Genomic DNA, 22,543 nt, shown 5'->3' with positions numbered 1-22,543 from the left:
TACGATGGAGTGGCGCATGGGCTCACCGCGAAAAGGGGCGGACACATCGGTCCACCCCGACAGCGGCCAGAATAGGGCTTTTCTCTTGGAAGCGTGGGAGTCCCGCCCGCATCTCGAGCGGGCCGAAGGTCCGCGCTCTCGGGAAAACCATGGGTTTGCCTCCTTATCGAAAAGCCTTCTGGGAAGGTTTTTCGTCTTAAGCCTGCTTTTGGTTTTTGCTTTCGGGTGCCAAAGCCCGGAAAAAAAATTCGCCAAACACATGGCACGAGGAAACTCCTACAGCGAGGAAGGAAAACTGGCGGAAGCGGCATTGGAATACAAAAACGCTCTCAAGGCCAATCCCAAATCCCCAGACGCTTATTTCGCCTTGGGGGAGGTTTATCTCAAACAAAACGATCTTCGTAACGCCTTTGGAGCCTTCAGTCAGGCGGCATCTCTTGACCCGGGACATGTGAAGGCTCAAGTCCGCCTGGCGTCCTTATATCTTGCCGGAAACCAGATCCAACGGGCGCGGGAAGCCGCCGAAAAGGCTCTCGAAAGCCAACCGGACAACGTGGATGCTCTGATCCTTCGTAGCCATTCCCTGGCTCGGGACAAGCGTTTTGAGGAAGCCCTGCAGGATCTGGAACGAGCCTTGGCCCTGGATGCCAAGCGTCTCGATGCGCGACTGCTCAAAGCTCAATGTTTCCTTTCCATGGGACGTCTTTCTGAAGGGGAAAAAACGCTGCAGGAAGCCGCCGAAGCCCTGCCCGATTCCCCACAGCCTCTTTATGCGCTGGCTCAGCTCTATGCCGCCCTGAGGGATTCAACAAAAGCGGAAATCATCCTGAAGTCCATCCAGGAAAAATTCCCCAACGAACCCCTGCACAATCTTTCCATGGCTCAATTTTACATCGCACGACGGGAATTCGATAAAGCCGAAGAAGAGCTTCAAAAGGCTGTGGGTAAAGCCCCCGAAAGTCCTCAGTTTCGCATAGCTCTGGCTCGGTTTTATTTGAGCCGCGGGGAAGTGGAAGAAGCCGAAAAAACGCTTCTGGACGCCCTTTCGGCCATGCCCGAAAGCATTGAACCTCAACTGGAGCTGAGTTCCTTGTACCTGGCCAAAGGAGAATCCGACAAGGCGTTGGATCTTCTTCGAAAGGCCTCGCAAATGCATCCGGAAGATCTTCGACCTCTACGGGCCCAGGCCCAGATCCTCTATGAGAGGAACGCCTTTGAAAAAGCTCGAGCCATCCTGAAAACCATTGAATCCAAGGCCAAAGGAGATCCTCTGGCTCGACTTCTGGAAGCCCGCATGCTTTTGAAAGAAAAGCAAACCCAACAGGGTTTGACCGTTTTGGATAAACTGGTGATAGACTATCCCAACTTGGCCGACGCCCACTACTACAGGGCTTTGGCCCGTTTTGATCTGGGCCGACAACAGCAAGGAAAAGACTCTCTGGAAGAGGCCTTGAAACTCAATCCGGACCATTTCCTGGCCAAGATGGTGAAAGCGGAGCTCTTACTGAAAGAAGACAAAGCAAGCGAGGCGGAAGCCTTGGCTCGGGATGTGGTGCAAAAGCAACCGCGGGAGATGCGGGCTCGGCTTCTTCTGGGACGGGCTTTGGCCGCTCAGAAACTCACGGATGAGGCGGAAAAGGTTTTTATGGAAGTCCAGAAACTCTTTCCCGACCGCCCTGAAGGTTATCTTGCCGTTGCAAGTGTTCAATTCGCAGACAAACGTTATCAAGAAGCTCGAACCCATTATGAAGCGGCGTTGGAACGGGCGCCTCGATCCACGGAAGCTCTTCGAGGCCTCGTGATGACCTATGTTTTGGAAAAACAACCCGATAAGGCCCTTTCCCTGATTGAGGAGCGGCTATCGAAGGTTCAAGAAGATAAATTGTTAGAAGCCTCTCTCCTTGTACTGGAAGGTCAGGTGAGGCTTGTGAAAAAGGACCTTCAGGGAGCGGAAAAGGCGTTTTCGGCCGCTGTTGAAAGAGCTCCCGAATGGCCCGCTCCGTACATGGTGCTTGGACAAGTCTACTATCTACTTGGCCGCACGGATGAGGCCGAAAAACGTCTTGAAATGCTTTTGGAACGACAGCCGGATTATCTTCCGGCTCTCATGAACCTGGGCATCCTTCACCAGGTGAAGGGAAGAAACGAATCCGCCGCACGATATTACGAAAAGATTCTGGAACAAAAACCTGACTTCGCTCCGGCGGCCAACAACCTGGCCTGGCTTTTGGTGGAAACGGGCGGCAACATCGATCGGGCTCTCACCCTAGCCCAAATGGCCAAGGAAAAAATGCCGGAAGATCCGGCCGTGGCGGATACGCTGGGATGGATTTTTGTGCACAAGAAAGCTTACGAAAGCGCCATCGCTCAGTTTGAAGCCGCTTTGGCCAAATCGCCGGACAATCCTTCCATTCGATACCATCTGGCGGTGGCCTTGGCGGAAAAGGGTGCCACGAACCGAGCCCTGGAGGAATTACAAAAGACACTGGAAAAAGAAGGGCCTTTCCCGGAAAAAGAAAAGGCGCAGGCTTTGATGGACAAGCTAAGAACCCAAAAGGATTCTTAGCCCCGACCGGTCCCTCTATCGTCGGGGCGGACCGATATCTCCGCCCCGAGTGTTAACCCGTAGGGGCGAACCGCTGTGGCCGTCCCCGTGTCCGATCAAGGAGAACCCCATGTCCGACCCCACGCCCCACCTCTTGGAACGACGCCGCACGGTCCGTATCAGACGTTCCAACCTTCTCGACCTGCAACTGGACGACATCGACCGTCCGGCCATCAAGATCGCCGAAACCATCGACGAATACGAACAATCCTTCCGCCTGGTGCACGACACTTATCTACGCATGGGCTACCTCAAGGAACCCCAGCCCAACGGACTCTTTTTCAGCGCCCATTCGCTTCTTCCAGAAACGGTCATTTTCATCGCCAAATCCTACCTCACCGTCATTTCCACCCTGACGGAAATCTTTGACACGGAAGCTTTTGGACTTCCCATGGACATTATCTACAAACCGGAACTGGATACTCTTCGCGAAAAGGGCCGACGAGTCGTGGAACTTTCCGCTTTGGTGACTCCGCCCAAGTTACGGTGGCGCAATCTTTTCATGCTTTTAGCGCAGGTCATGTACCAGTATTCCCGCTACCGCGGTGTGGATGATCTCTGTATCGCCGTCAACCCCAAGCATGTAAGCTTTTATAAGAACATTCTTCTTTTTGAAGACTTCGGGCCGGAACGCCATTATCCTCGCGTGGACGCCCCGGCCGTCGCCCTGCGGGTGGACATGCATCACATCGCCGACCGCCTCAAACAGGTTTATGATTCCAACGACCTGGATGCCAATCTGTATCTCTATTTCCATCGCATGACAGGTCTACTTCCTTGGAATCCCGCAGAAACACCCGTTCCTGCGGAAACTTCATCGGCCGAAGGGCCCCAAAGGACGATGGTTCCTTTCATGAACGGTCGTAAAGCCGAAATTGTTCGCCATTTTTTTCACCTTTTCCCATCCCTTTGGGAAAACCTCAATCCTTCTCAAAAAGATTTTTTCACCACCCATTATCCTCAACTTCAATAAAAAGTACCGCTCACGCGAATATTTGCTTGACAAACCAATCTGCAAGGTTTTAAGCGTGGCGCGATTGTCTGGAACCGGCCTTGGCATGGAAAAAGGGGCGCGCGGAGAGGACAAGGCCGAAAGCCGTCGGATCGAGGAGGGCACGTGGCCGAAAAAGCCTTAGAGCAACGTCACCTGGCTTATATCAGGCGGGGACGTTACCTTTTATTGGATCCGGCGTGGCAGGATCGGTTGACCCTCAAGTGGGCCGAAACCTTGCAGGAACGTAAGGAAGCCTTTTCACTCGTCCACGATGAATACCTTCGGCAGGGCTACATTCCTCGGCCCACCTCTTCCGGCATGATCTATCGTCTGCACCATTTACTTCCCACTTCCCTGACCCTTCTTCTTCAAGACGGCGCCACAACCGTCGGTACACTCACCATTGTTCTGGATACGGATCTTTACGGACTTCCCATGGACAAAGTCTATGGTGAAGAACTGAAGACCCTGCGCCGTCAAGGCCGACGTCTTGCGGAACTGAGCGCTTTGGCTGTGCGGCGTAGTTATTGCCTGCAAAGTCTTTTCATGCTTCTTGTTCGAGCCGCTTACGGCTATGCTTTGAAAAAGCGCGTCACAGATTTTTGCATTATGGTGAACCCTCGCCATGCGGACTTTTATCGCTCCATTTTTCTTTTTGAAGATCTGGGTCCTGTGCGCCCCTATCCTTTCGTGAACGCGCCGGCGGTAGCTCTTCGGGCCGATCTTGTAACCTTCCCTGAGCGTATTCAAAAGCTTCTTCAAAACCTGGCCTTGAAGCGCTCCGTATATCATTTCCTCACCGAAACCTGGGAAGCCGCCACGGGCTGGACTCACGTACGCCGCCACCTGGACCCTCCACCACGCCCTCTTTCCGGAAACCAAATCCTTCAGTGCCTCGCTCACGAACCTTCCGCCCTCGAGGGTCTCAATGCCACGCAAAGAAAAAACGTCGCTTACCTCTGTTCCTGCAACTCCCTGCGCCTTCACTGACCCTCTCAAGCGTTTCCCTCTTGTCACGCCGATCCTCATGCTCTAGGATCAGCAAGTACTTACGGTCATTCGAGGAGCCCCATAACCTTGTGAGTGAAGCCATGCCAGACGTTTCGTGCGAGTACTTCACCCAAGCTTTCCGCCGTAACCTGGGCTTGGTGACCCCTACGGAACAGGCGCTGCTCCATCGGTCGTGTGTGGCCATCGCCGGGCTGGGAGGTGTCGGTGGATTGCATCTGCTGACATTGACTCGAATGGGGGTGGGACGTTTTCATCTGGCGGACTACGATGTTTTCGAACCGGTCAATATCAACCGCCAGGCAGGGGCCACGGTCGCCACCTTCGGACGTTCGAAGCTGGAGGTCATGGTGGAGCAGGCACTGGCCATCAACCCATACCTGACGCTTCAAACCTTTCCCGAAGGACTCACCGAATCCAATCTTGACTCCTTTCTCTCGGGAGCTCATTTGGTCTTGGACGGGTTGGATTTTTTTAACTTCACCATGCGTCGGTTGCTTTTCAACAGGGCTTTAGAACTCGGCCTTCATGTGGTGACTGCAGGTCCTTTGGGATTCAGCGCCGCCGTTTTGGTTTTTTCCCCTCATGAAGGCATGAACTTTGACGAATATTTTCATATTCACGAAGGTCTTTCCGAAGAAGACCAATTGCTTCGGTTTGCCATGGGATTGGCGCCTCGCCCGACCCATTTGGCCTATATGGACACCAGCCGAGTGAGCTTTCGAGAAAAGACGGGGCCTTCCATTGCTTCAGCCTGCATGCTATGCGCCGGTGCTGCGGCCACGGAAGCCCTTAAGATCCTTTTGGGGCGAGGTCCCATCCGGCCTGTTCCCTCCTACCTTCAGATCGACCCCTACACATGGACATTGCGACAAGGCCGGCTTCACGGAGGCAACCGCAATCCTTCGCAGCGCATCAAAACAGCTTTCGTCAAACACGTTCTCTTGGAAGACGGGTTTGAAGATGCTTCAGCTGATGCGCCGCCTGCTCAGGGGCACTTGCACAAAAAGCACGGTCCCAATGGCTTCCAAGAACCACAGCCCAAAGGGCCGACGGGTGCTCTGATGGCTCGATCTTTTCTTCGACGGCTCTTTTGTCCTCCCCGCCTCATCACAACACCTCGACCCGATTGTCGGCCTCGACCGGAAAAACCTTTCCCATCCCCCTCCTCAAGCCCTATTCTGAGTGAACCAGTGCTTCACTATCTTTTGGAAGCCGGTGTTCAGGCACCGTCGGGTGACAACGCTCAGCCGTGGTTTTTTTCGGTTTCCAATGAAAAGATTGGAATTTTTATCGACCCCAAAAAAGATCAATCCTTTTTCAACGTCGATCAAATCGCTTCGGTGATTTCCGCTGGGGCTGTCGCCGAAAATATTCGTATTGCCGCCACCGGCCTTGGCCTATCCACCCATGTGGAACCTTTTCCTGATCCCGAGGATCCTTTTCACGTCGCCCAACTTCGCTTTGAACGGGCTTCCCTTGACGAAGACCCACTGAGCGAGGTTCTTTGGAAACGATGCACCAATCGAAAACTTTACCAGCGCTCGCCTCTTTCGCCGGTCATTCGAGAAGTTCTGGAAGCCTCGATTGCGGATTTTTCGGACTCTTGCCTCCATTGGGTCTTGGATCGAAAGAGCTTAAACAAATTGGCACGAGTCGTCTTTCAGGCGGATCGTATCCGCTTGGAAGATCGACGTCTTCATGAACATCTTCATCGCATGATTCGTTACCGTAAGGAAGAAGTGCTCACCACACGAGACGGTTTCCCCCTCAAAAATCTGGAAGCCGGACGTGCCGGTGAAGTTTTCCTCAGGCTCACCCGTCCTTGGGGGGTCATGAAGGTTTTGAACCGGCTTGGCATATCCCGGGTTGTGGCCGCTCATACGGCTCGAAGCGTGCGCCATGCAGGAGCCTGCGCGTTGCTGACCGTTTCCGGAACGACTCCCACTCATTACTTTCAGGGGGGGCGTGCCCTGCAACGCCTTTGGCTCACGGCCACGGCATGGAACCTATCCCTTCAGCCCATGGCCGCCGTCCCGCTTTTTTGGACCCGTTACCAACGCCAAGGGATGCATCCGTTCCAACCCAGGCATCAAAGGCTTTTAGAACGGGTTTTTACCGGCTATGAGGCGCTCTTTCCCCATGTGGATTTTTTTAACCGGGCTCATGTGCTCCTTTTCCGGCTGGGTTGGGCCGCCCCCATTGAAGAGCCCACTCGCAGGCGCCCACCGGTTTTTCGTGAAACGGACCACGGCGGCACATGACCGGTGGTTTTACCGAAGTTGGTGAGAACATGGTTCCTTGATTTGAACACCCCAAGGAAAATAACCCTTAACCTTATGCGGCCTAGAAGGTTGTTCGGGAGTGGAATGACCCTGAGAGCGCAGGCGTCCCTTCCGTAAAACGTGCGGGCCAAAGACCCGCGCCCCAAGAAAAAATAGACATTCAGGTTCCTAAGAACGAGACGGCGCTCGCCCGTCTTTGAAACGACATGAAAACCTTGGCATTGTGAGTTCATGGACAAGTTTTTGGCTTTCCAGCGAAAGGGTTGACAACCATGACGATTCCTTTTCGACAAAGACAAAACGCTGAAGAGCCTTATTGCTGTGCCGCCTTCATCCTATGGTTTCTCGTCATTTATGTTCTTTTGGCGCCTTGCCCTTGTGGGGCGCAAATGCCTGATGGCAAGGATATCGCGCAACGTATTTTCGATCGCGACGTAGGTCGAGATTCCGTCACGGAAGCGGAAATGGTTCTTCTGAGTGCCGGCGGCTCCGAAAGGGTGCGACGACTTCGAGTCTCCGTCAAAACCGATGGTTCGGCACGAAAGTCTCTGATTCGATTTCTTTCACCTGCGGATATTGAAGGTACAGGCTTTCTCGTTCTCGAAGCGAAACCCGGCGATACCGAACAGTTCCTTTATCTACCGGCACTGAAGAGAAGCCGACGCATCGCGACGGCTCAAAAATCTCAAAGTTTCGTCAATTCGGACTTCAGCTATGAAGACCTGGAGCGTCGGGCTGTGGAGGCTTCCCAACATCGGGTGATCGGTGAAGAAACCGTGGGCGATGTTCCCTGCTGGATCCTGGAATCCACTCCTCTGGAAACTCCACCATCCCAGTACGGCATGGTGCGAGTCTGGGCCGCCAAGGAAATTTGGGTACCCATGCGGATCCAGTATGTGGACAAGAAGGGAGAGCACATTAAGACCTACACAGTTCGAAATCTCAAGCAGGTGCAAGGGATTTGGACGGAAATGGAGGTCGTCATGGAAAACCTTAAAGACGGCCATCGAACCATTCTGAAAACCCTGAGCATCAACTACAATACCGGGCTTGACGACAATTCCTTTACAGTCCGGGCTCTTGAAGCATGGTAAAGGAGAATCCGGTGAAAGGCGCCGCGGACGTCCCGTTTCACCTTTCGAGACGGCTTAAGTCTTCGATGTCCCTCCTGGTGCCCAGTGTGGTCATGGCTGCGAGTTTTCTCATCCTCATGGCCTCCATGAGCATTGCCGCTCAGGACAAAGGCTCCGTCCAACATGCGCTTCATGTCTCCATGCACCAGACCCGGTTCGAAATTCGATCGGCGGAGACTGCGTCGCTGGTTCGAACATCTTTTTTGGAAGCCCCTCGGCGTTTTACGGTAGATCTTTACTTTTCGAGAGAATCGCCCGGGCTCACCGATGGAACCGTTCCGGTTTCTCTGGATCGTCGCATCGAAAAAATCACCTATTCTCGTCACCCGGATCACTTACACTACACTTTTTTCCTGAAAAAAGGCACACCGCTTCAATACCGAGTGGAAAAGGAGTCCTCTGCGATCCATGTAGTCTTTGAATCCCCTCTCGAAGAAAACGAGGCAAAGCCGTATCCCGTCCCCAAATCCTCAAGCATCCTTTCTTGCTCTTCGCCGCCCGGCAATCCATCACCCGTTTTCGATCATGGCCCGAACAAGAATACGCAAGTGTCTTTTGCCACCGGTGAATCTTCCTTGGAAACCCGGCAAACGGTCCCGACAACGCAAACTGCCTCATTTGTCAACTCGGTCGAAAACGCGTCTCACGTTTCCACAGACGAACCCGCACCCGAACAGGCCCCGAAAAATGCCCTTGAAAGGTTACGTTTTCGAGGCTTCCTTGAAGTTACGGGTGGCCTGGACCTCAAAAAGGATGACTCCTTTGAACACACTCAAACCTTTCGAAACCGTGTTCGGCTGGAATCAAAGCTTCCCTTGGAAACACCTCTGCAAAACAGCCATGTTCTTGTCTCGGGGGAATCGGACACCCTTTGGTTCGGCCCTCATAGGGATTGGAACGATCATGAATTTAAGCTTTACGAGACCTATTTCCATGGAACCAAGGGGCCTTGGGAACTTCGCTTAGGAAAGCAAATCATACGATGGGGAAAAACCGACCAGCTAAGCCCCGTGGACAACGTGAACCCGCAGGACCTCAGGCAGTTCCTCGTCCCAACTTTGGAAGAAAGAAAAATCCCCAATTGGATGGCCCGTGTGCGTTTCCTTCGTGAGCCTCTATCTTTCGAAGTTGTCGCCATTCCGTTTTTTGAACCGGCGGATATCGACTTTTTCGGAACCGACTGGGCCGTCTTTCGCCACACACGGGAAGTTCTCAAAAAGGCTCCGCTGCCGGCACCGCTTCAAAAAGCCGTGGCATCGGTGGGAATCGACGAAAACGAACCGTCCCATACGTTTCGAAATACACAGTGGGGCTTACGCACCGGAATCACTCTTTCCGGCTGGGATCTGGCCGCAAGCTACCTTTACGCATGGAATCCCATGCCTTTTATCACGAGCTTTCCGGTCAAGGGCATTCGCAGCAACGGGTCCTTCGATCCCGACGAAATAATCAAAGCGACATTCCAGGGGACGTTGGTCCCTGGGAATGTGACCGTGGATTACCAGAGGACGCATACCTTCGGCTTCGAATGGGAAACCGTGCTCGGGCCCTTCGGATTCCGCGGAGAAACAGCCTTGTCTTCCCATGCTGTTTTCCTCAGATCCGATCTCACTTCCGTGACTCAGCGGATTCTTTTTTCCGTGGCGGGAATCGACCGCACATGGCCTCATGATTGGTACACCAACCTCCAGCTTGGCCATCAGGTGCTTTTGGACTATGACGACTCCGTTCTTTATTTCAAACGGCATAACGTGTCCCTGAATGGAGAAATTCGAAAGGATTTCCTTCGAGGTGACCTGGAAGCACGCTTACGTGGAATGATTATGCTCACCGACGGCGGAAGCACCTGGAATCCTTCACTCACTTACCGCCGTTTCGCCCCCCTTGCCGTCTCGGCCGGATTAAACCTTTTCGCCGGTCCTTCCGATACCTTTCTCGGGACGTACAGCCATAACGACCAAGCTTACGTGACCCTCCGATACGATTTTTAGCGTTACCTCAACGCGGCCCGCCCTCGAGTGCTTTGCCATGAACGCACTTAGCCGGCCAGGCCGACGGCCGCGAAGGAAAGGATTTTCAGGTTCCATGCCGCGCATCATGGGATGTTTGGATAAGCTTCCTGACTTTGTCACGCGTCGATCCCGACTGTGCCTGGGACTCGGCCTTCTCGTCGCCTTCGGCTTTGGCGCTTTCGCACCGTTTGTGCAAACCGTCAACAACGTCGATTACTTTACCTTGGAAGATCATCCGGACACGCTCTTCTACGAAGAGCTCAAAAAAGTCTTTGGAAACGACGAATTTTTTGTGATCGCGTTTCAAAAACCTGACCTTTTTTCCAAAGAAAACCTGCAGCTTATCAAGGAGGTCACGGAAAAGCTGGAAAACCTGCCCGGGGTGCGCGAGGTCTTGAGCCTTGCCAACGTGAACGAGACTCGAGGCGGCGAAGGTTTTTTTGAAGTCCACCCTTTCCTTGAAGAAATTCCGGAATCCCAGGAGGCACTTCAAGAACTGCGTTCCCGCGCCCTGTCCAACCCTCTCTATGTGCGCCAGATCCTATCCCAAGACGCAACCACTACCGCCATCGTCGTCTTTCCGGATGACCGTCCTGAAGATCCCGATCATCGAAAACGCCTGCTTTCTGCAACCGAAAGGATTCTTGAACCGTACCGAAGCGACGGGACCTCATTTCATCTGGCCGGCTGGACTGTTATGAACGTCAGTTTGAGTCAGTACATGAAGGACGACCTTTTTCGTTTCATTCCCATCACATACCTTCTTATCGGTCTTACGATTCATTGGATCTTCAGAAGATTTCAGCTTACCCTCTTGGCCCTTTTGAACATTTCCGCTTGCCTGACGGCTACCATGGGTTTCTTTCCCATGGCGGGAATCACCTTGCACAATGTCACGGTCATCGTCCCTCCCCTTGTGATGGCCCTTTCCCTTTCCGACACGGTTCATATCTTTAGCCACCTGGAGATAAACGTTCTGCACTCTGCAGGAAACGATCGGCGCCGAGCCCTGAACTCTGTGCTTGCACGGGTCATCCGCCCGTCTTTTCTCACGACACTGACCACCTTTGTGGGGTTTCTGTCCCTGGCTGTCAGCCCCATTCCTCCCATTCGTGATTTCGCGTGGACCGCGTCTCTGGGGATGGTTTTCGAGTTCTTCTTCGCCTTTGTGCTCCTTCCCCCTTTGATCCTGCTTTTTCCGCCGGAAAACCTTTACATAAAGGACCGGGAAAAAAGGACCATGATGTGGATTCTTGAAGCGACGCGTCGACTGGTTCTCAACCACCCCAAGACCCTTGTCACCGGAGGTGTGTTCCTTATGCTCGCCGGTGCCTTTCTGGCTCAAAAAATTCGGGTAGAAACCAATCTGCTTGACTATTTTAAACCTTCAGACCCTTTGCGACGGTCCTTCACCTTTGTTGAGCAGAATCTGGCGGGCGTCGGTTCCTTTGATGTGTCGGTCAACGCCCACAAAACAGATGCTTTCAAGGATCCCGGTCTATTGCGCTACTTGGAAGCTCTTCAGGCACGAGGAAAAGCTTTGGACGGTGTCGACACGTCTCTTTCTTTGGTGGATTTCTTAAAAGATATGAACAAAGCTTTTCATCAAGAGCATCCCGATTTTTATCGCCTTCCTGAAAAACGTGATCTCATCGCTCAGTACCTCCTGCTTTACGATCCCAAAGACCTCAAAGCCTACGTCAACGACTCTTACAGCCATGCCCGGGTGACCTTTCGTCTTTCCGAACACCGTTCAAGCGCTCAGGCTGAAATCCTCCAACGTATGAGGGAATTTGCCGAATCCCAGGCTCCGGAAGGAGTGACCGTTCGGCTGAGCGGTCGGGCCGTCCATGGAGTGAACACCACAGAGGCCTTGGTCAGCGGTCAGACTCAAAGCTTAGCCTTGGCGATCCTTGTGATCTGGCCCATTATGATCATAGCCTTGAGGTCCTGGAAGTTGGGGCTTCTTAGTCTCATTCCCAACCTGTTCCCTTTGGCTCTTAATTTCGGCCTCATGGGGCTTCTAGACATCCCCCTCAATACGGCCACAGCGATCATTGCCGCCGTAGCCATCGGCATGGTTGTGGACAACACCATCCATTTCATCGGTGTCTATGTGGAGAACCGAAGTTCAGGTTTAACCCCGTCACAATCCTTGTCGTTTGGTATCTTGACCAAAGGACAGGCTATGACCTCGTCCACCCTGATTCTTTTGATCGGCTTCGGGGTTTCGGTGCTCAGTCATTTTGTTCCCACGATCCATTTCGGCTTTCTAAGCGTCATGATCATGCTCAGTGCGCTTGCTGGGGATCTCCTTTTTCTTCCGGCACTGATTCTTTGTCTGCAGGTATCCGGTCAACCGAGGGTTCTTTGTCACATATCGAACACAAAACTTTGACTTTCATCCTAGAACGAAAGGGGTTTTTTTATGAAAGTTTTACTGATCAATTCCAATACCTTCAAACAGCCCTGGCCCGTTATTCCCTTCGGGCTGTGTTGTGTCGCCGCCGCTGTGGAACAAGCCGGTCATGATGTTACGGTGCTCGATCTCTGTTTTGCTTCCAACCCGGCGGAAGCTATCAGAAAAGCGGTCGCACAACATCGACCCGATGTGGTGGGTATCAGCGTTCGCAATATCGACAATTCCGTAGGGTTCCAGACACAGTTTTTACTGGAATCCACAAAGACTAACGTCATCGAACCCTGCAAACAGTCTTTTTCAGGGCCGATTGTTCTCGGAGGTCCCGCCCTGGGAATCAACGGGAGAGAGATGCTGGAGTTTTTTGGTGTCCCCTTTGCCATTGCCGGGGATGGAGAAGAAGCTATGGTGTCCTTTTTGGGGCGCATCAGAGACGGCGCACCTTTGGAAGACGTCCCTGGGCTGATTTATAGATCCAGCAATGGCACGGTGGTAGAGCATGCTCCTTCCAGAGTGCGCGATCTAAACAGCCTGCCTGTGGTTGATCCCAGTCGTTATTTAGACCTTAAACCCTATCTTCAATACAACTCGCCTTTACAAGTGCAGACCAAACGAGGTTGTCCGCTTGCGTGCGTCTATTGCACGTACAATCGCATCGAAGGGCGAACGTATCGCTTGAAGAAACCAGAAAGAGTCGTTGACGAAATTGCTCTCCTTGTTGAGAAAACCGGAATCCGGTGTGTGGAGTTTACTGATAGCACGTTCAACATTCCGTTACCGCACGCTAAGAATGTTCTTAAACTTCTTATCGCTCGTCAACTGCACCTTCAAGTCCGCACCATGGGACTGAATCCGGGAGCTGTGGACGAAGAACTGGTGGAACTGATGAAGAAAGCGGGGTTCACCGAAGTGGACGTGGGCGCCGAATCGGGCTCGGATCGCATGCTTGAATCTTTGGGTAAAAATTTTCGAAAAAAAGACATCTTAAGAACCGGAGAGCTTCTGCAAAAGGCAGGGATTCCAGTTACATGGTACCTTCTTCTGGGAGCTCCGGGGGAAACGACCCAGACCCTTCAGGAAACTTTCGAAACAATGGAAAAGGCGGCTGCTTCCTGGGATCTTATCAACGTGGCCGTGGGCATCCGTTTATACAATGGGGCTCCTATTACTGAAAGGGTTAGAAAAGATTTTCCTTCTCTGGCCGTGGAAAAGCGAAATTTCTTATTTCCGGCCCATTTGCCCGATTCTTACGGTCTCGATGTGCACACCATCAAGGATTTGACCAAAAGGCAGGCCATGAGAAAAAGCAACTACTACATGTACGACGAGGATGAAAAGACCCCTCCTGCCCTCCTTCGATGCATTGCAACCCTTTACCGGCTAGGCAGAATCCAACAACCCCTCTGGCGATCCTTTATCCTGCTTCGCAGGTTGCAAAAGATCACCGGGTATACAACTCTACGCCGCTTTCTCTATGAGTCGAGAATGGGGTCCAAAAGACAGCCGGCTAAGCTTTCGGGCTGAGTGAGGAAGGGAGTGATCGTCTTTTTCTCGTTAACGACAGAAGCGGTGGAACGGATAGCCGTCCACCGCTCCTGCAGTTTAAAGGGCTGCGTCTTATGGCCCTATTTTTTGGAAGACTTTCTTCGTTTCGCGAAGCCGGCAAGGCCTGCCAATCCAGAGCCCAAGAGCAGCATGGTCGCCGGTTCAGGCACAACGCCGACACGATATTGCCCGTTATTACTCATCCACAATTGGAGTGGCCGGTTGCTAGTGCCGGGTGGATCCGGATCAAACCAATCGCCAAATTCGGGCACCACTGTAGAGTTCGGCGCTGTCACGCTTGCATTCGTGGTCGCCAAAGAGATGGCAATGATAGGTGGCGCGAGCGTGCTCATGTCGACTCCCGAAGGCGTAAACCAATAATCCGAGGCCAAGTAAGTAGCCGTAAAGTAGACGGAAATATCTCCGTTAGGTACTGCATTCTCTAGTTGTCCTCCGCCGGAAACAAGCGTCCATACGCCAATGAGAGTCCCGTTGTTGGCGCCGTATATGTCAGTGGGCGTTCCATAGTCGGGGCTAGGATCAGCATAGATCTCTAACGTGCCCCCTGGATCAAAGGTGAAGGTTCCGCTCGCTAAATCAGTAAAGGTTCCTGTTGCCACAAAGGTTGCCGTGATTTCGATGTCGCTCGGCCACCCTGAACCACCATCATGGCTGAAGGATTTGAACACTCCATGATCCGTGAAAGTTCCCGCCGGGCCAGAACCGGTTATCGTGTTTTCCACGTAAGCGATACCGGTAAGATCGAAATATTCTGTAATCTCTATGGCCGCGCCAAACCCAGTCCCGTAGGGATTGAAATACCAGTTATTAAAAAACTGGGCGTTGGCAACACCACCCCCCATAAGCAAAGCACACAGGGTCAACAACAGAATTCTCTTTTTCATAAACTCACTCCTTCTTGTTTTGCACCCAGAAACCATCCCTTGCTCAAACGCCCAGACTTGTCGGCCGACGGATCCGCTCTTCCATACCACAGAATCAAGACCCTCCTTTTCACCATGGCTTCGCTCCTTTCATGATCCTGGATTTTTCAATCACCCGTATCGCTGTTGCCTCTTTCCCTCACCTGTCAGCCCTGAAAAATCTCGAAAAAGAAGCTTCCTTTGTCTCGCCCCAAGTCTTCCCTTCCCTCACCGCTTTCTGCCCTCTAGGGTCTCCAAAGCTTCCAAAACCCTTCCAACCCAAAGCGTTCTCATGGCATTTTCATCCTGTTGGGGCCAGGCCGCTCCGTTGCACGAACCAAATTGCAAGAACCATGCTTACGCCGTCAATCAGAAGGGATATAGTTTATTCTATCGTTTTTACTAGAGAAACAAGGCCTTGCTCACCGAGCGACTTCCAAAATCTTCCACGCAGTGTGCAACACGTTGCACTTTTTGTGTGCAAAAGTCTTCCTAAGAAGGAACAGGGTTGCACATGTTTCTTTGGCCGAGCGGACCTTTTTTCTGTTGAGGAGTTTTGTGGGCTTTACCATGCCAAGGGTTCGCTCTGGCCCGAAGAGATCGCGGAAGACCCCAAGACCTCTGGTTGTGAGAGCCCACCTTGCCAAGTGTTCGTTTTCGAGGATCCCTGCCGCATGCCCTTTGAAGGCGGGATGCAGGAAAGCTTCAAAGTTTTTCTCTAGACTGAAGAACCCGTTTAAAAAACATTCAGGATCGCCAGTTTACGGCCAAAACCATAGACCGTGTCTTGTCGATGGCTTGAGGTGTCGCTCATGTTCGTTTTATTTGGAAGTTAAAGGATTGGAAGGCGGAACTGATTCGGAAAGCGAAGTGTCGAGTCTAGGGGATGACGAAAGGTTTTGGAGAAGCGAGCTTGCGTGGGCCGCGGCGTCGGCTGGAAGCCCGAGGCGAAGAGCCGCTTCCAGATGCAGGCGGGCTTGGTCGTTGTCGTTTTGATGCGCATAGAGAAGCCCTAGATGATAAGCCGGCATGGGATTCTGAGGATCCCGGCTGCGGGCTTCGCTTAAGTACCACAAGGCACGGGCCGACAGGCCTTTCTTGAGATACGCATATCCCAGAGTGTCCAGGACTTCCACGCGATGAGGCAAAAGATCGTAGGCCCGTTGCGCCAAAGACAGGGCCTTGTCCAAGCATTGGTCGGATTCCAAATAAACCCAGGCCAAATTGTTCAGCAAAATCGCTGAATCGGGATGGGCGCTCAGGTCCCGTTCCAAAAGGCTACGGGCCGTCGCCATGTCCCCCTTTTGAAAGGCAAGGTCCGCTAAGGCCGTCACGGGTTCCACCGAAGAAGGCACCTGCTTTCGAAAGTCTTCGAGAATTCTTCGCAGAGTTTCTTCAGAAGCTTCTTCACTCCGAACCAGCCCTCGATAAGCCGACGCCGCCCTGCCATCCAGTTCCAGAGCTCGAGCATAGGCTTTTCGTGCTTCTTCCTTTCGGTTCAAACAAAGCGCAAGATCTCCGGTCAAAACCTGAAAGACCGACGATGAGGCGCCACGATCCCGAATTTGTTCCAAAAGCTTCTGAGCTTCATCGCTTCGACCTGTTTGACACGAAAGTCGAACGGCAAGCCAGGCGGCATCGGCATCTAAAGGGAAGCTTTCCCAAAGACTGAAAGCGGTTTTTAGGGCTCGTTTTGTTTCCCCCGCGTGTGCAAGCACCTGAGTTTGCACTGAAAAGGTTCTCAGAGGATCCCCGTTCAGCAGGCGAAGGGCTTGCACATGCCGAGCCGCCTCGTCCCCAAAACCCTTTTCAGCGGCACACAGGGCCAAAAGGATTCGAGCCTCCGGATTTTCCGGTTCCCGTGCCGCCAGAGCCTCCGCATGGGCTCGAGCCGGTTCCGTTTCATTCAGCTTGTAATAACCAGCGGCTAGAACCAGGCGGGCTTCCGTAAATCCAGGATTCAGTTCTAAAGCTCGAATCATGGACTTTTGGGCTAAGCGTATATGGTTTAATCGAAGATGGGCCAAACCTGCCAGGTAATGGGTTGTGGGAATATGAGGTTCCAGGTCTAGGAGTTTTTCCAGGATAAGAAGCGCCTCTAAAGGACGATCTTCCAAGAGTCGAATCTTGGCTTCCAGAAGCCGCACTTCCGTGTCCACGACGCCTTTGGCCTTGAGTTTCGCCAACACTCGAGCGGCTTCCTGCAATTGACCTTCCCGCAGGGCGACTTCGAGACGAAGTTTTCCAACCACTTCGGTGGAAGCGCCGTCTTTTTCCAATCGATCCAGAGCTTCGGTGGCTTCCTGTGGACGATGGTCATCCAGGGCCAGACGAATCCGGTGCACCATAGGGGAAAGATCCCCGGGATTCAAATCATAGGCGGCTTCATAGGCGCGAATCGCCTGATCTTTTTCTCCAAGAATTTCCCAAAGGCGACCTAGATGCGCCCAAAGCTGCGAATCTTTTGAAGCGCCCGCAGCCAGGTTTCCCACCAGGTGAAGGGCTTCGGTGCGACGTCCCAAAGCGATAAGGCAGGCCGCTTTTTTTGCCTGCAGCACACCTTTCGCATCCGGGTCGGTTAATCCCGGCAATGTTTCCTTTTCCGCAAGAGGTTCCGACGAGGTTTCTTCAGATCTTAAAAAATCCAGGGCGGCTTCGTAGGATTGCAGCGCCCCCTTGGCGTTCCCCTGAAGCAAAAGAAAATCCCCGTTGAGGGATCGGGAAGCGGCGCTTTTTGGATCCAGGTGCTTTAAAGTTTCCACGGCACGTAAAGCTTGGTCCATATGGCCGGAGGCCATGGCTAACAGCGCTAAAGTGCGCCACGCTTTCAGATGGCGGGAATCTCGATCCAGCACATGGCGGCAGAGTTCAAGGCCTTTGTCCCATTGAGACCTGTACCCGTAAGCCTGGGCAAGTCGCAGGGCCAGGGTGGTATCATCGGGAGTGAGGCCGTAAGCTTCTTCCCAGAGCGCCAGGGCGACGGCGAACCGATGTTCCGCCCAAGCGGTTTTGGCTCGCCGGTCTAATTCTCGAGCCCTATCTTCAGGCCGTGAGGCACATGTGGTCAAGAAGGCAAGGACAAAAAACACCAGGGTTGTAGGCACACTCCACGCCAAAAGCCGCGATGACGGTGCTGTCCTGGTTATGGGTTTCACAGCCGTTCTCTCCTGGTGGAAAAGATGATCGCAAGCACCAAAAACAGTGCAAAGGCGAAAAAAAGACCTGCAAGGATTTCTGTTTTGTGCGTGAAAATAAAGCGTAGCATGGCAAGGCCGGCTCGAAAAATCCAGGGTAAGGGAACTTGTTCCTGAATCGGTCGTGCTACGGGATAATACGGTCCAAAGGAGGGAGGGGCTTCAGGAAGCGGGGGCTTTTCGCTCGAAGAAGTCGCCGAAGCCGTCATGGGCCCGCTTCCCGCATGGGACGCGGCCTCGGGTTTTCGCGACTCCCCACCTTGTGTGGATGGAGGGCTCGCTGAGGACGGGGAACCGGTCATGGCAAGAAAAAGAGGGGATAAGGCCTCGGGTTCGGATGGAATCGCGGTCGCTTCCTCCAACGCCGCCTGTCGATAAATGGATCGAAGACGTGCTAGCCTCGCTTCCAAAGATGGTTCTTCGACAGAAGATGCCGGCAAGGTATCGCCAAGAGCCGCCAGGGCCTTCGGGGAAAGGGTTGTTGCAGGGGAAGACGTCAAAAGATTTAAGCCCAATCCTTCCAGGATTTCGCGGGCTCGTTGCTGCAGGCGTTCGTATTCTTCCAGAATGAGTTGAAGCTGCACATTGGCGTAGAGGCGATCCGAGAGAGCCGATTCCGCCGAGGTGGCTCTGAAGACGCTGATCCCAACCCATGGATTGGCATCCACGGCGATAAGGGGCGAAAAATCTGAGTGGGCCCAGACAGCCGCTGGAAGCCCGTTTTCGGCCGTTACGGGATGGCGCATGTTGTCATAGAAAACGAGGCGATACGGGGGCTTCGGGGAAGGGACAAAGGAACGTTCTTCGGCCAAAGACACGGTATCGGGTCCTCGAATCCAGGATGCTTCCGAGACGTTCGAAAAGCCTTCATGAAGCGGTACACATGCAAGAAGGACGCAGATCATCCGGCTCAGCCGCCGGAACATGACCTGCCACAAAGCCTGAGGCACGACCTCTTTTCCTCTTCAAGCTCAAGCGAACTCGGAGCCTGGAACCCTGGAGCGGATGGCTCGGGAACCGAGAACGCTTTCTGAGAACACTCCCCGACCGGTGCAGCGAAGGCCGCCAAGGGGGTGGAGCCAGGCACCGCCTTGCCCCAGCAAACACCAAATTCTTCTAAAAGAAACGCGCTCTTGGTCACGCTTCTAAAACCTTTTCCGAAAACGCGCATTGATCGTTGGATCCCGTGCCGCCAAGGATGGGGCAAGGCGTCGCACCGCCCCTGCAAAGATCAAACTCGTCTAAAAGAAACGCGTTCTCGATCAGGCTTCTAAAAATTTGGATCTTCCCAGCAAATCTTTGGGTCTTGGGCCTGAGGGCAGCCTGATGTCGCAGGCGCCGTGTCACAGGGTTACGGATCGAATTTGGTAAACGCCATGAATGGTAGCGACCGATTCTCCCGATGCGTCCATAATGTCGGCATCCACAAGAAAATCGGCTTTACCGTTGGTGTCCAGGTCCCTTTGCATACGAGCTATTTCGGCCTGAGTAAGACTCACCTCGATCACGGCGTCCGTGGTAACAGGCTTTCGATAACGAATGGTGATTTCCTTGGCCAGCGGAAAATATTTGCGAGGATCGAAGGTGCAGTAACAGAGGGCCCCGCCGGGAATTTCTCCCAAAGTGAACAGAGCTCCGGCGTACATGGTGCCCACATGGTTTTGGTTGCCGTCAAAAGGCATGCGAAGCTTGACGTATCCGGGACGCATTTCCAAAACCTGAAGGCCGGATCGGGAGACAAAGGGAATGGCCGTTTCCACAAGCCGCCGAATGTCGTCTATTTGCATGCGGGGTTCCTCCTGAGGTGTCGAGTGTTGTGCATGAGGGTATCCTATAACATGCCCGTGTTTTGCCGTTGTGCTGTGAATGGGAATCGTCTGTCATGCGCTTTGTCCGGAAACGTGATCGAGAGCCCATTTTCCCCCTAGGAGCGCGGGTTCGCCTTCACGCTTGTTGGGGCGAGGCGGCGGCTCGCCCATTTTCCTCTAGGACCGCGGGCGCTTCGCCTACACAAACGGAAGGTAGGAAATCCGCGCTCCCAGAAAAAGACACCGTGTCCCATTGGAGGGGCATGGCGTCGTCTCGCCCCTACAGCCACGGAAAAACATCCTTTCCGGGTTGTCGAAGCAAGACACGCCGTTTGCTTACAGCTAAAAAATGCTGTTTGACCTCGAAGGGGCGTGGTGTCGCTTCGAACCTCCCCTGAAATGCCATAAAACACTCCGGTATTGCCGGTTCTCGCCCAAGCTCTAGGTGCCTTGTCTCTTACGCGCGGTGCGTCATGGGTTCGGCCGAGCGAAGAAAACCATGGGGTGCGCAATGATGTCAAGGCATTTGCCTTGGAGCCTCTTTACGACAAAAAGCTATCGGCAGGTTATTTCCTTGGGATGATTCTTAATGTCCTCAAAAGACAATGCGGTTTGTTGGAAGTTTTTCGTGCGGCCGAAGAAGCCGGTTAATGAGTTCGAGCTGGGTGGAAGTGACAAGGCGGATCTTTTGACCGGTAAGACACTGCTTTCAGGGCTGTTGGACAAGGATCTGCCCCGCGAATTGCCTACGCAAGAGGGATATCATGATGGAATTCTATGCCTGTGAACTGACCAAAAAGAAAGGCTGCGAAGAGGGGTGCCTCGCCGAAATTCAACAGGGAATACAGCAAGGCGTTCGGCGGGGAACCTTGCAGGAGGGGACTCGGGCACTCATCCTTGAAACCCTTCGAGCACGATTTGAAGACGTTTCGGCAACAGTTTCGCGCCCTCTCGAAAATTGAAAAAAACAGAGGTCCAATGGCTTCCCCCTAGAGAAGAGCTCTTCGGACTCGATCATTGGAAGACTTTCAAAAGAGTCTTGAAACCTTTCTTCATTAGCGATCGTTTCATTTTATGGGGAATCATTGGAAGGGGGCCGTCGGCGTATACGTCCCGCTGGAGACACGGTCACAAGCTGGCGTCTTTCCACGATCATCCAATCCGCACGCCATTCCTTTTTCTCACCGTAGAGAAAGGCGTCTTCAAGGCGCAGAGACTCATGGTCAAAACCGTCCAAGATGCCTTCCACTTCTTCTCCTGTGGTTAAATAAAAGAGCAGCCGGCGGCCGAGAACATCATGAAGGAACGTGCGTCGCCCGGTCGTGTGCGCTTGAGCCGTTTCCGATGACCGGGTGCGTACGGAGTCTTCCCCGTCCCTTTCCGATTCCTTTTGGACCACCGTGATGATGGTCTTGCCGTCTTTTTTTTCGACCACAATCCCGGACATGGGGAGCTCGTGAAGTCGTGAGTCCTGGATGGTTACGGGCTCTTAGGGTTTAAAAACTGTGTCGCGCCGATTCGTTTTTTGCCCCTGTAAGGGTGAAGCCTTTGGCTGACGCCGGCACCTTTGACCAATGGACAGTGTGTACCAAAGCACGGGTTTCGGTGCCGTGTCAAGGGTATCGAACGCAGCTTGGCAACCAACGTGCCTGGATTCGATTTTGGGCAAACGGTGTGGGCATGCGGATTCACGCAAACCTTTGCAAGGTCCGCCCCTAGTCTAGCGGGTTCTTATTCCGAGTTTGTCACTAATTCGCAAAAAAAGCCCAAATTGAGCGATTTTGGTCCTATAAGTCCCTGAAAACACGTTATTGGAAGGGAAAAATCATGATGGAGTGTAGAATAATGACGGTACACTACGGACATCGAGATACAATTCATCGCAATCGTCCAGTCCTATATTCATTCGATAAGCAAGAAGAAAAAATCCCCGATCGGGGTTCAGCAATTTCTATCATCAATGGCTCGAGTCCTACCGGATCCCGAAGGATCCAGGCAGAGGACCCTCCTTATGGCCGTGGTGCTACAGGCCTGAGGCCAGACCAACACGCTGCGCGCCCTCATCGCGGCCGACCCGGCGCGCGACCCTGACTTGCTTCGCCTCGCCAACGCGCTTTCTGCCTTCCCCCTTAAAAGGAAGCCAAGTAACGCGTTTGATCGACCCATGCTGCCAGCGCTCCCGAGATGAAAATGCACCGCAGAGACACAGAGAGCACAGAGATGGCCTTGAATCCGATGACAGAAAAGATCGTCGAAGCCGCCCTTCATGGGCCTAAGCGGCACCTACCATCATTGCCAGCTCACTCAGCAACTCAATCACTTAACGACTCAATCACCCAACGGCCCATAGACTTAATGACTCGCCGACTCAATGACTTAATGACACAATGACACAATGACTCAATGACTTACTGACTCAATGACTCAATCACTCAATCACTCAATCATTCAACGACTTAATGACTTAATGACTCAATGACTCAATGACTCAATGACTCAATGACTCAATGACTCAATGACTTAATGACTTAATGACTCAATGACTCAATGACTTAATGACTTAATGACTCAATGACTCAATGACTCAATGACTCAATGACTCAATGACTCAATGACT

Annotated in this window: 14 protein-coding genes; 9 read left to right on the top strand and 5 right to left on the bottom strand. The window is 52.9% G+C overall.

Annotation, left to right across the window (positions count from 1 at the left end; translation table 11 throughout):
- The first annotated feature begins 16 nt into the window (after positions 1–16).
- The 8 genes from WHS46_14660 (at position 17) to WHS46_14625 (ending at position 13,980) form a co-directional block, all read left to right on the top strand.
- Positions 17–2,566, top strand: a complete 2,550-nt coding sequence (locus WHS46_14660) for a tetratricopeptide repeat protein (protein ID MEJ5349918.1) — start codon at positions 17–19, stop codon at positions 2,564–2,566.
- A 109-nt stretch (positions 2,567–2,675) separates the two neighbouring features.
- Positions 2,676–3,578, top strand: a complete 903-nt coding sequence (locus tag WHS46_14655) for a hypothetical protein (GenBank protein ID MEJ5349917.1) — start codon at positions 2,676–2,678, stop codon at positions 3,576–3,578.
- A 144-nt stretch (positions 3,579–3,722) separates the two neighbouring features.
- Positions 3,723–4,589 carry a hypothetical protein gene (locus WHS46_14650; protein MEJ5349916.1) on the top strand — a complete coding sequence of 289 codons (867 nt, stop codon included), beginning with the start codon at positions 3,723–3,725 and terminating at the stop codon, positions 4,587–4,589.
- A gap of 89 nt (positions 4,590–4,678) precedes the next feature.
- Positions 4,679–6,871, top strand: coding sequence for a ThiF family adenylyltransferase (locus WHS46_14645; GenBank protein ID MEJ5349915.1), 2,193 nt, complete (start codon positions 4,679–4,681; stop codon positions 6,869–6,871).
- 293 nt (positions 6,872–7,164) lie between these two features.
- Entirely contained in the window at positions 7,165–7,986 is an 822-nt protein-coding gene (locus tag WHS46_14640) for an outer membrane lipoprotein-sorting protein (protein ID MEJ5349914.1), read from the top strand.
- Between the two features lie 11 nt (positions 7,987–7,997).
- Positions 7,998–10,016 carry a DUF1302 family protein gene (locus tag WHS46_14635; GenBank protein MEJ5349913.1) on the top strand — a complete coding sequence of 673 codons (2,019 nt, stop codon included), beginning with the start codon at positions 7,998–8,000 and terminating at the stop codon, positions 10,014–10,016.
- A 94-nt stretch (positions 10,017–10,110) separates the two neighbouring features.
- Positions 10,111–12,435, top strand: coding sequence for an MMPL family transporter (locus WHS46_14630; GenBank protein MEJ5349912.1), 2,325 nt, complete (start codon positions 10,111–10,113; stop codon positions 12,433–12,435).
- 30 nt (positions 12,436–12,465) lie between these two features.
- The gene (locus WHS46_14625; GenBank protein MEJ5349911.1) at positions 12,466–13,980 is read left to right on the top strand and encodes a radical SAM protein; all 1,515 of its coding nucleotides are present in this window, start codon (positions 12,466–12,468) and stop codon (positions 13,978–13,980) included.
- Positions 13,981–14,081: 101 nt separating this feature from the next.
- Here the strand turns inward: WHS46_14625 and pepA are convergent, their stop codons facing one another.
- The 4 genes from pepA to WHS46_14605 all read right to left on the bottom strand — a co-directional run bounded on the left by pepA (position 14,082) and on the right by WHS46_14605 (position 19,905).
- Positions 14,082–14,906, bottom strand: a complete 825-nt coding sequence (gene pepA, locus WHS46_14620; GenBank protein ID MEJ5349910.1) for a flocculation-associated PEP-CTERM protein PepA — start codon at positions 14,904–14,906, stop codon at positions 14,082–14,084.
- Between the two features lie 839 nt (positions 14,907–15,745).
- The gene (locus tag WHS46_14615) at positions 15,746–18,079 is read right to left on the bottom strand and encodes a tetratricopeptide repeat protein (protein MEJ5349909.1); all 2,334 of its coding nucleotides are present in this window, start codon (positions 18,077–18,079) and stop codon (positions 15,746–15,748) included.
- Positions 18,076–19,068 carry a hypothetical protein gene (locus tag WHS46_14610; GenBank protein ID MEJ5349908.1) on the bottom strand — a complete coding sequence of 331 codons (993 nt, stop codon included), beginning with the start codon at positions 19,066–19,068 and terminating at the stop codon, positions 18,076–18,078. The genes WHS46_14615 and WHS46_14610 overlap by 4 nt, the downstream gene beginning before the upstream one ends.
- Positions 19,069–19,461: 393 nt before the next feature.
- On the bottom strand, positions 19,462–19,905 hold the full coding sequence (locus tag WHS46_14605) for a YiiD C-terminal domain-containing protein (protein ID MEJ5349907.1): 444 nt from the start codon (positions 19,903–19,905) through the stop codon (positions 19,462–19,464).
- 785 nt (positions 19,906–20,690) lie between these two features.
- On the opposite strand from WHS46_14605, the gene WHS46_14600 reads away from it, so the two are divergent.
- The gene (locus WHS46_14600; protein ID MEJ5349906.1) at positions 20,691–20,888 is read left to right on the top strand and encodes a hypothetical protein; all 198 of its coding nucleotides are present in this window, start codon (positions 20,691–20,693) and stop codon (positions 20,886–20,888) included.
- A 110-nt stretch (positions 20,889–20,998) separates the two neighbouring features.
- On the opposite strand, the gene WHS46_14595 is transcribed toward WHS46_14600, so the two are convergent.
- Positions 20,999–21,373 (bottom strand): LSm family protein, encoded by a 375-nt coding sequence (locus WHS46_14595; GenBank protein ID MEJ5349905.1) that lies wholly within the window; start codon positions 21,371–21,373, stop codon positions 20,999–21,001.
- Between the last annotated feature and the right edge of the window lie 1,170 nt (positions 21,374–22,543).

It is taken from the genome of Desulfosoma sp. (assembly GCA_037481875.1).
GTDB lineage: Bacteria > Desulfobacterota > Syntrophobacteria > Syntrophobacterales > DSM-9756 > Desulfosoma.
Note: the sequence above shows the minus strand (reverse complement) of the source record. Positions and strands in the feature narration are given on the sequence as shown.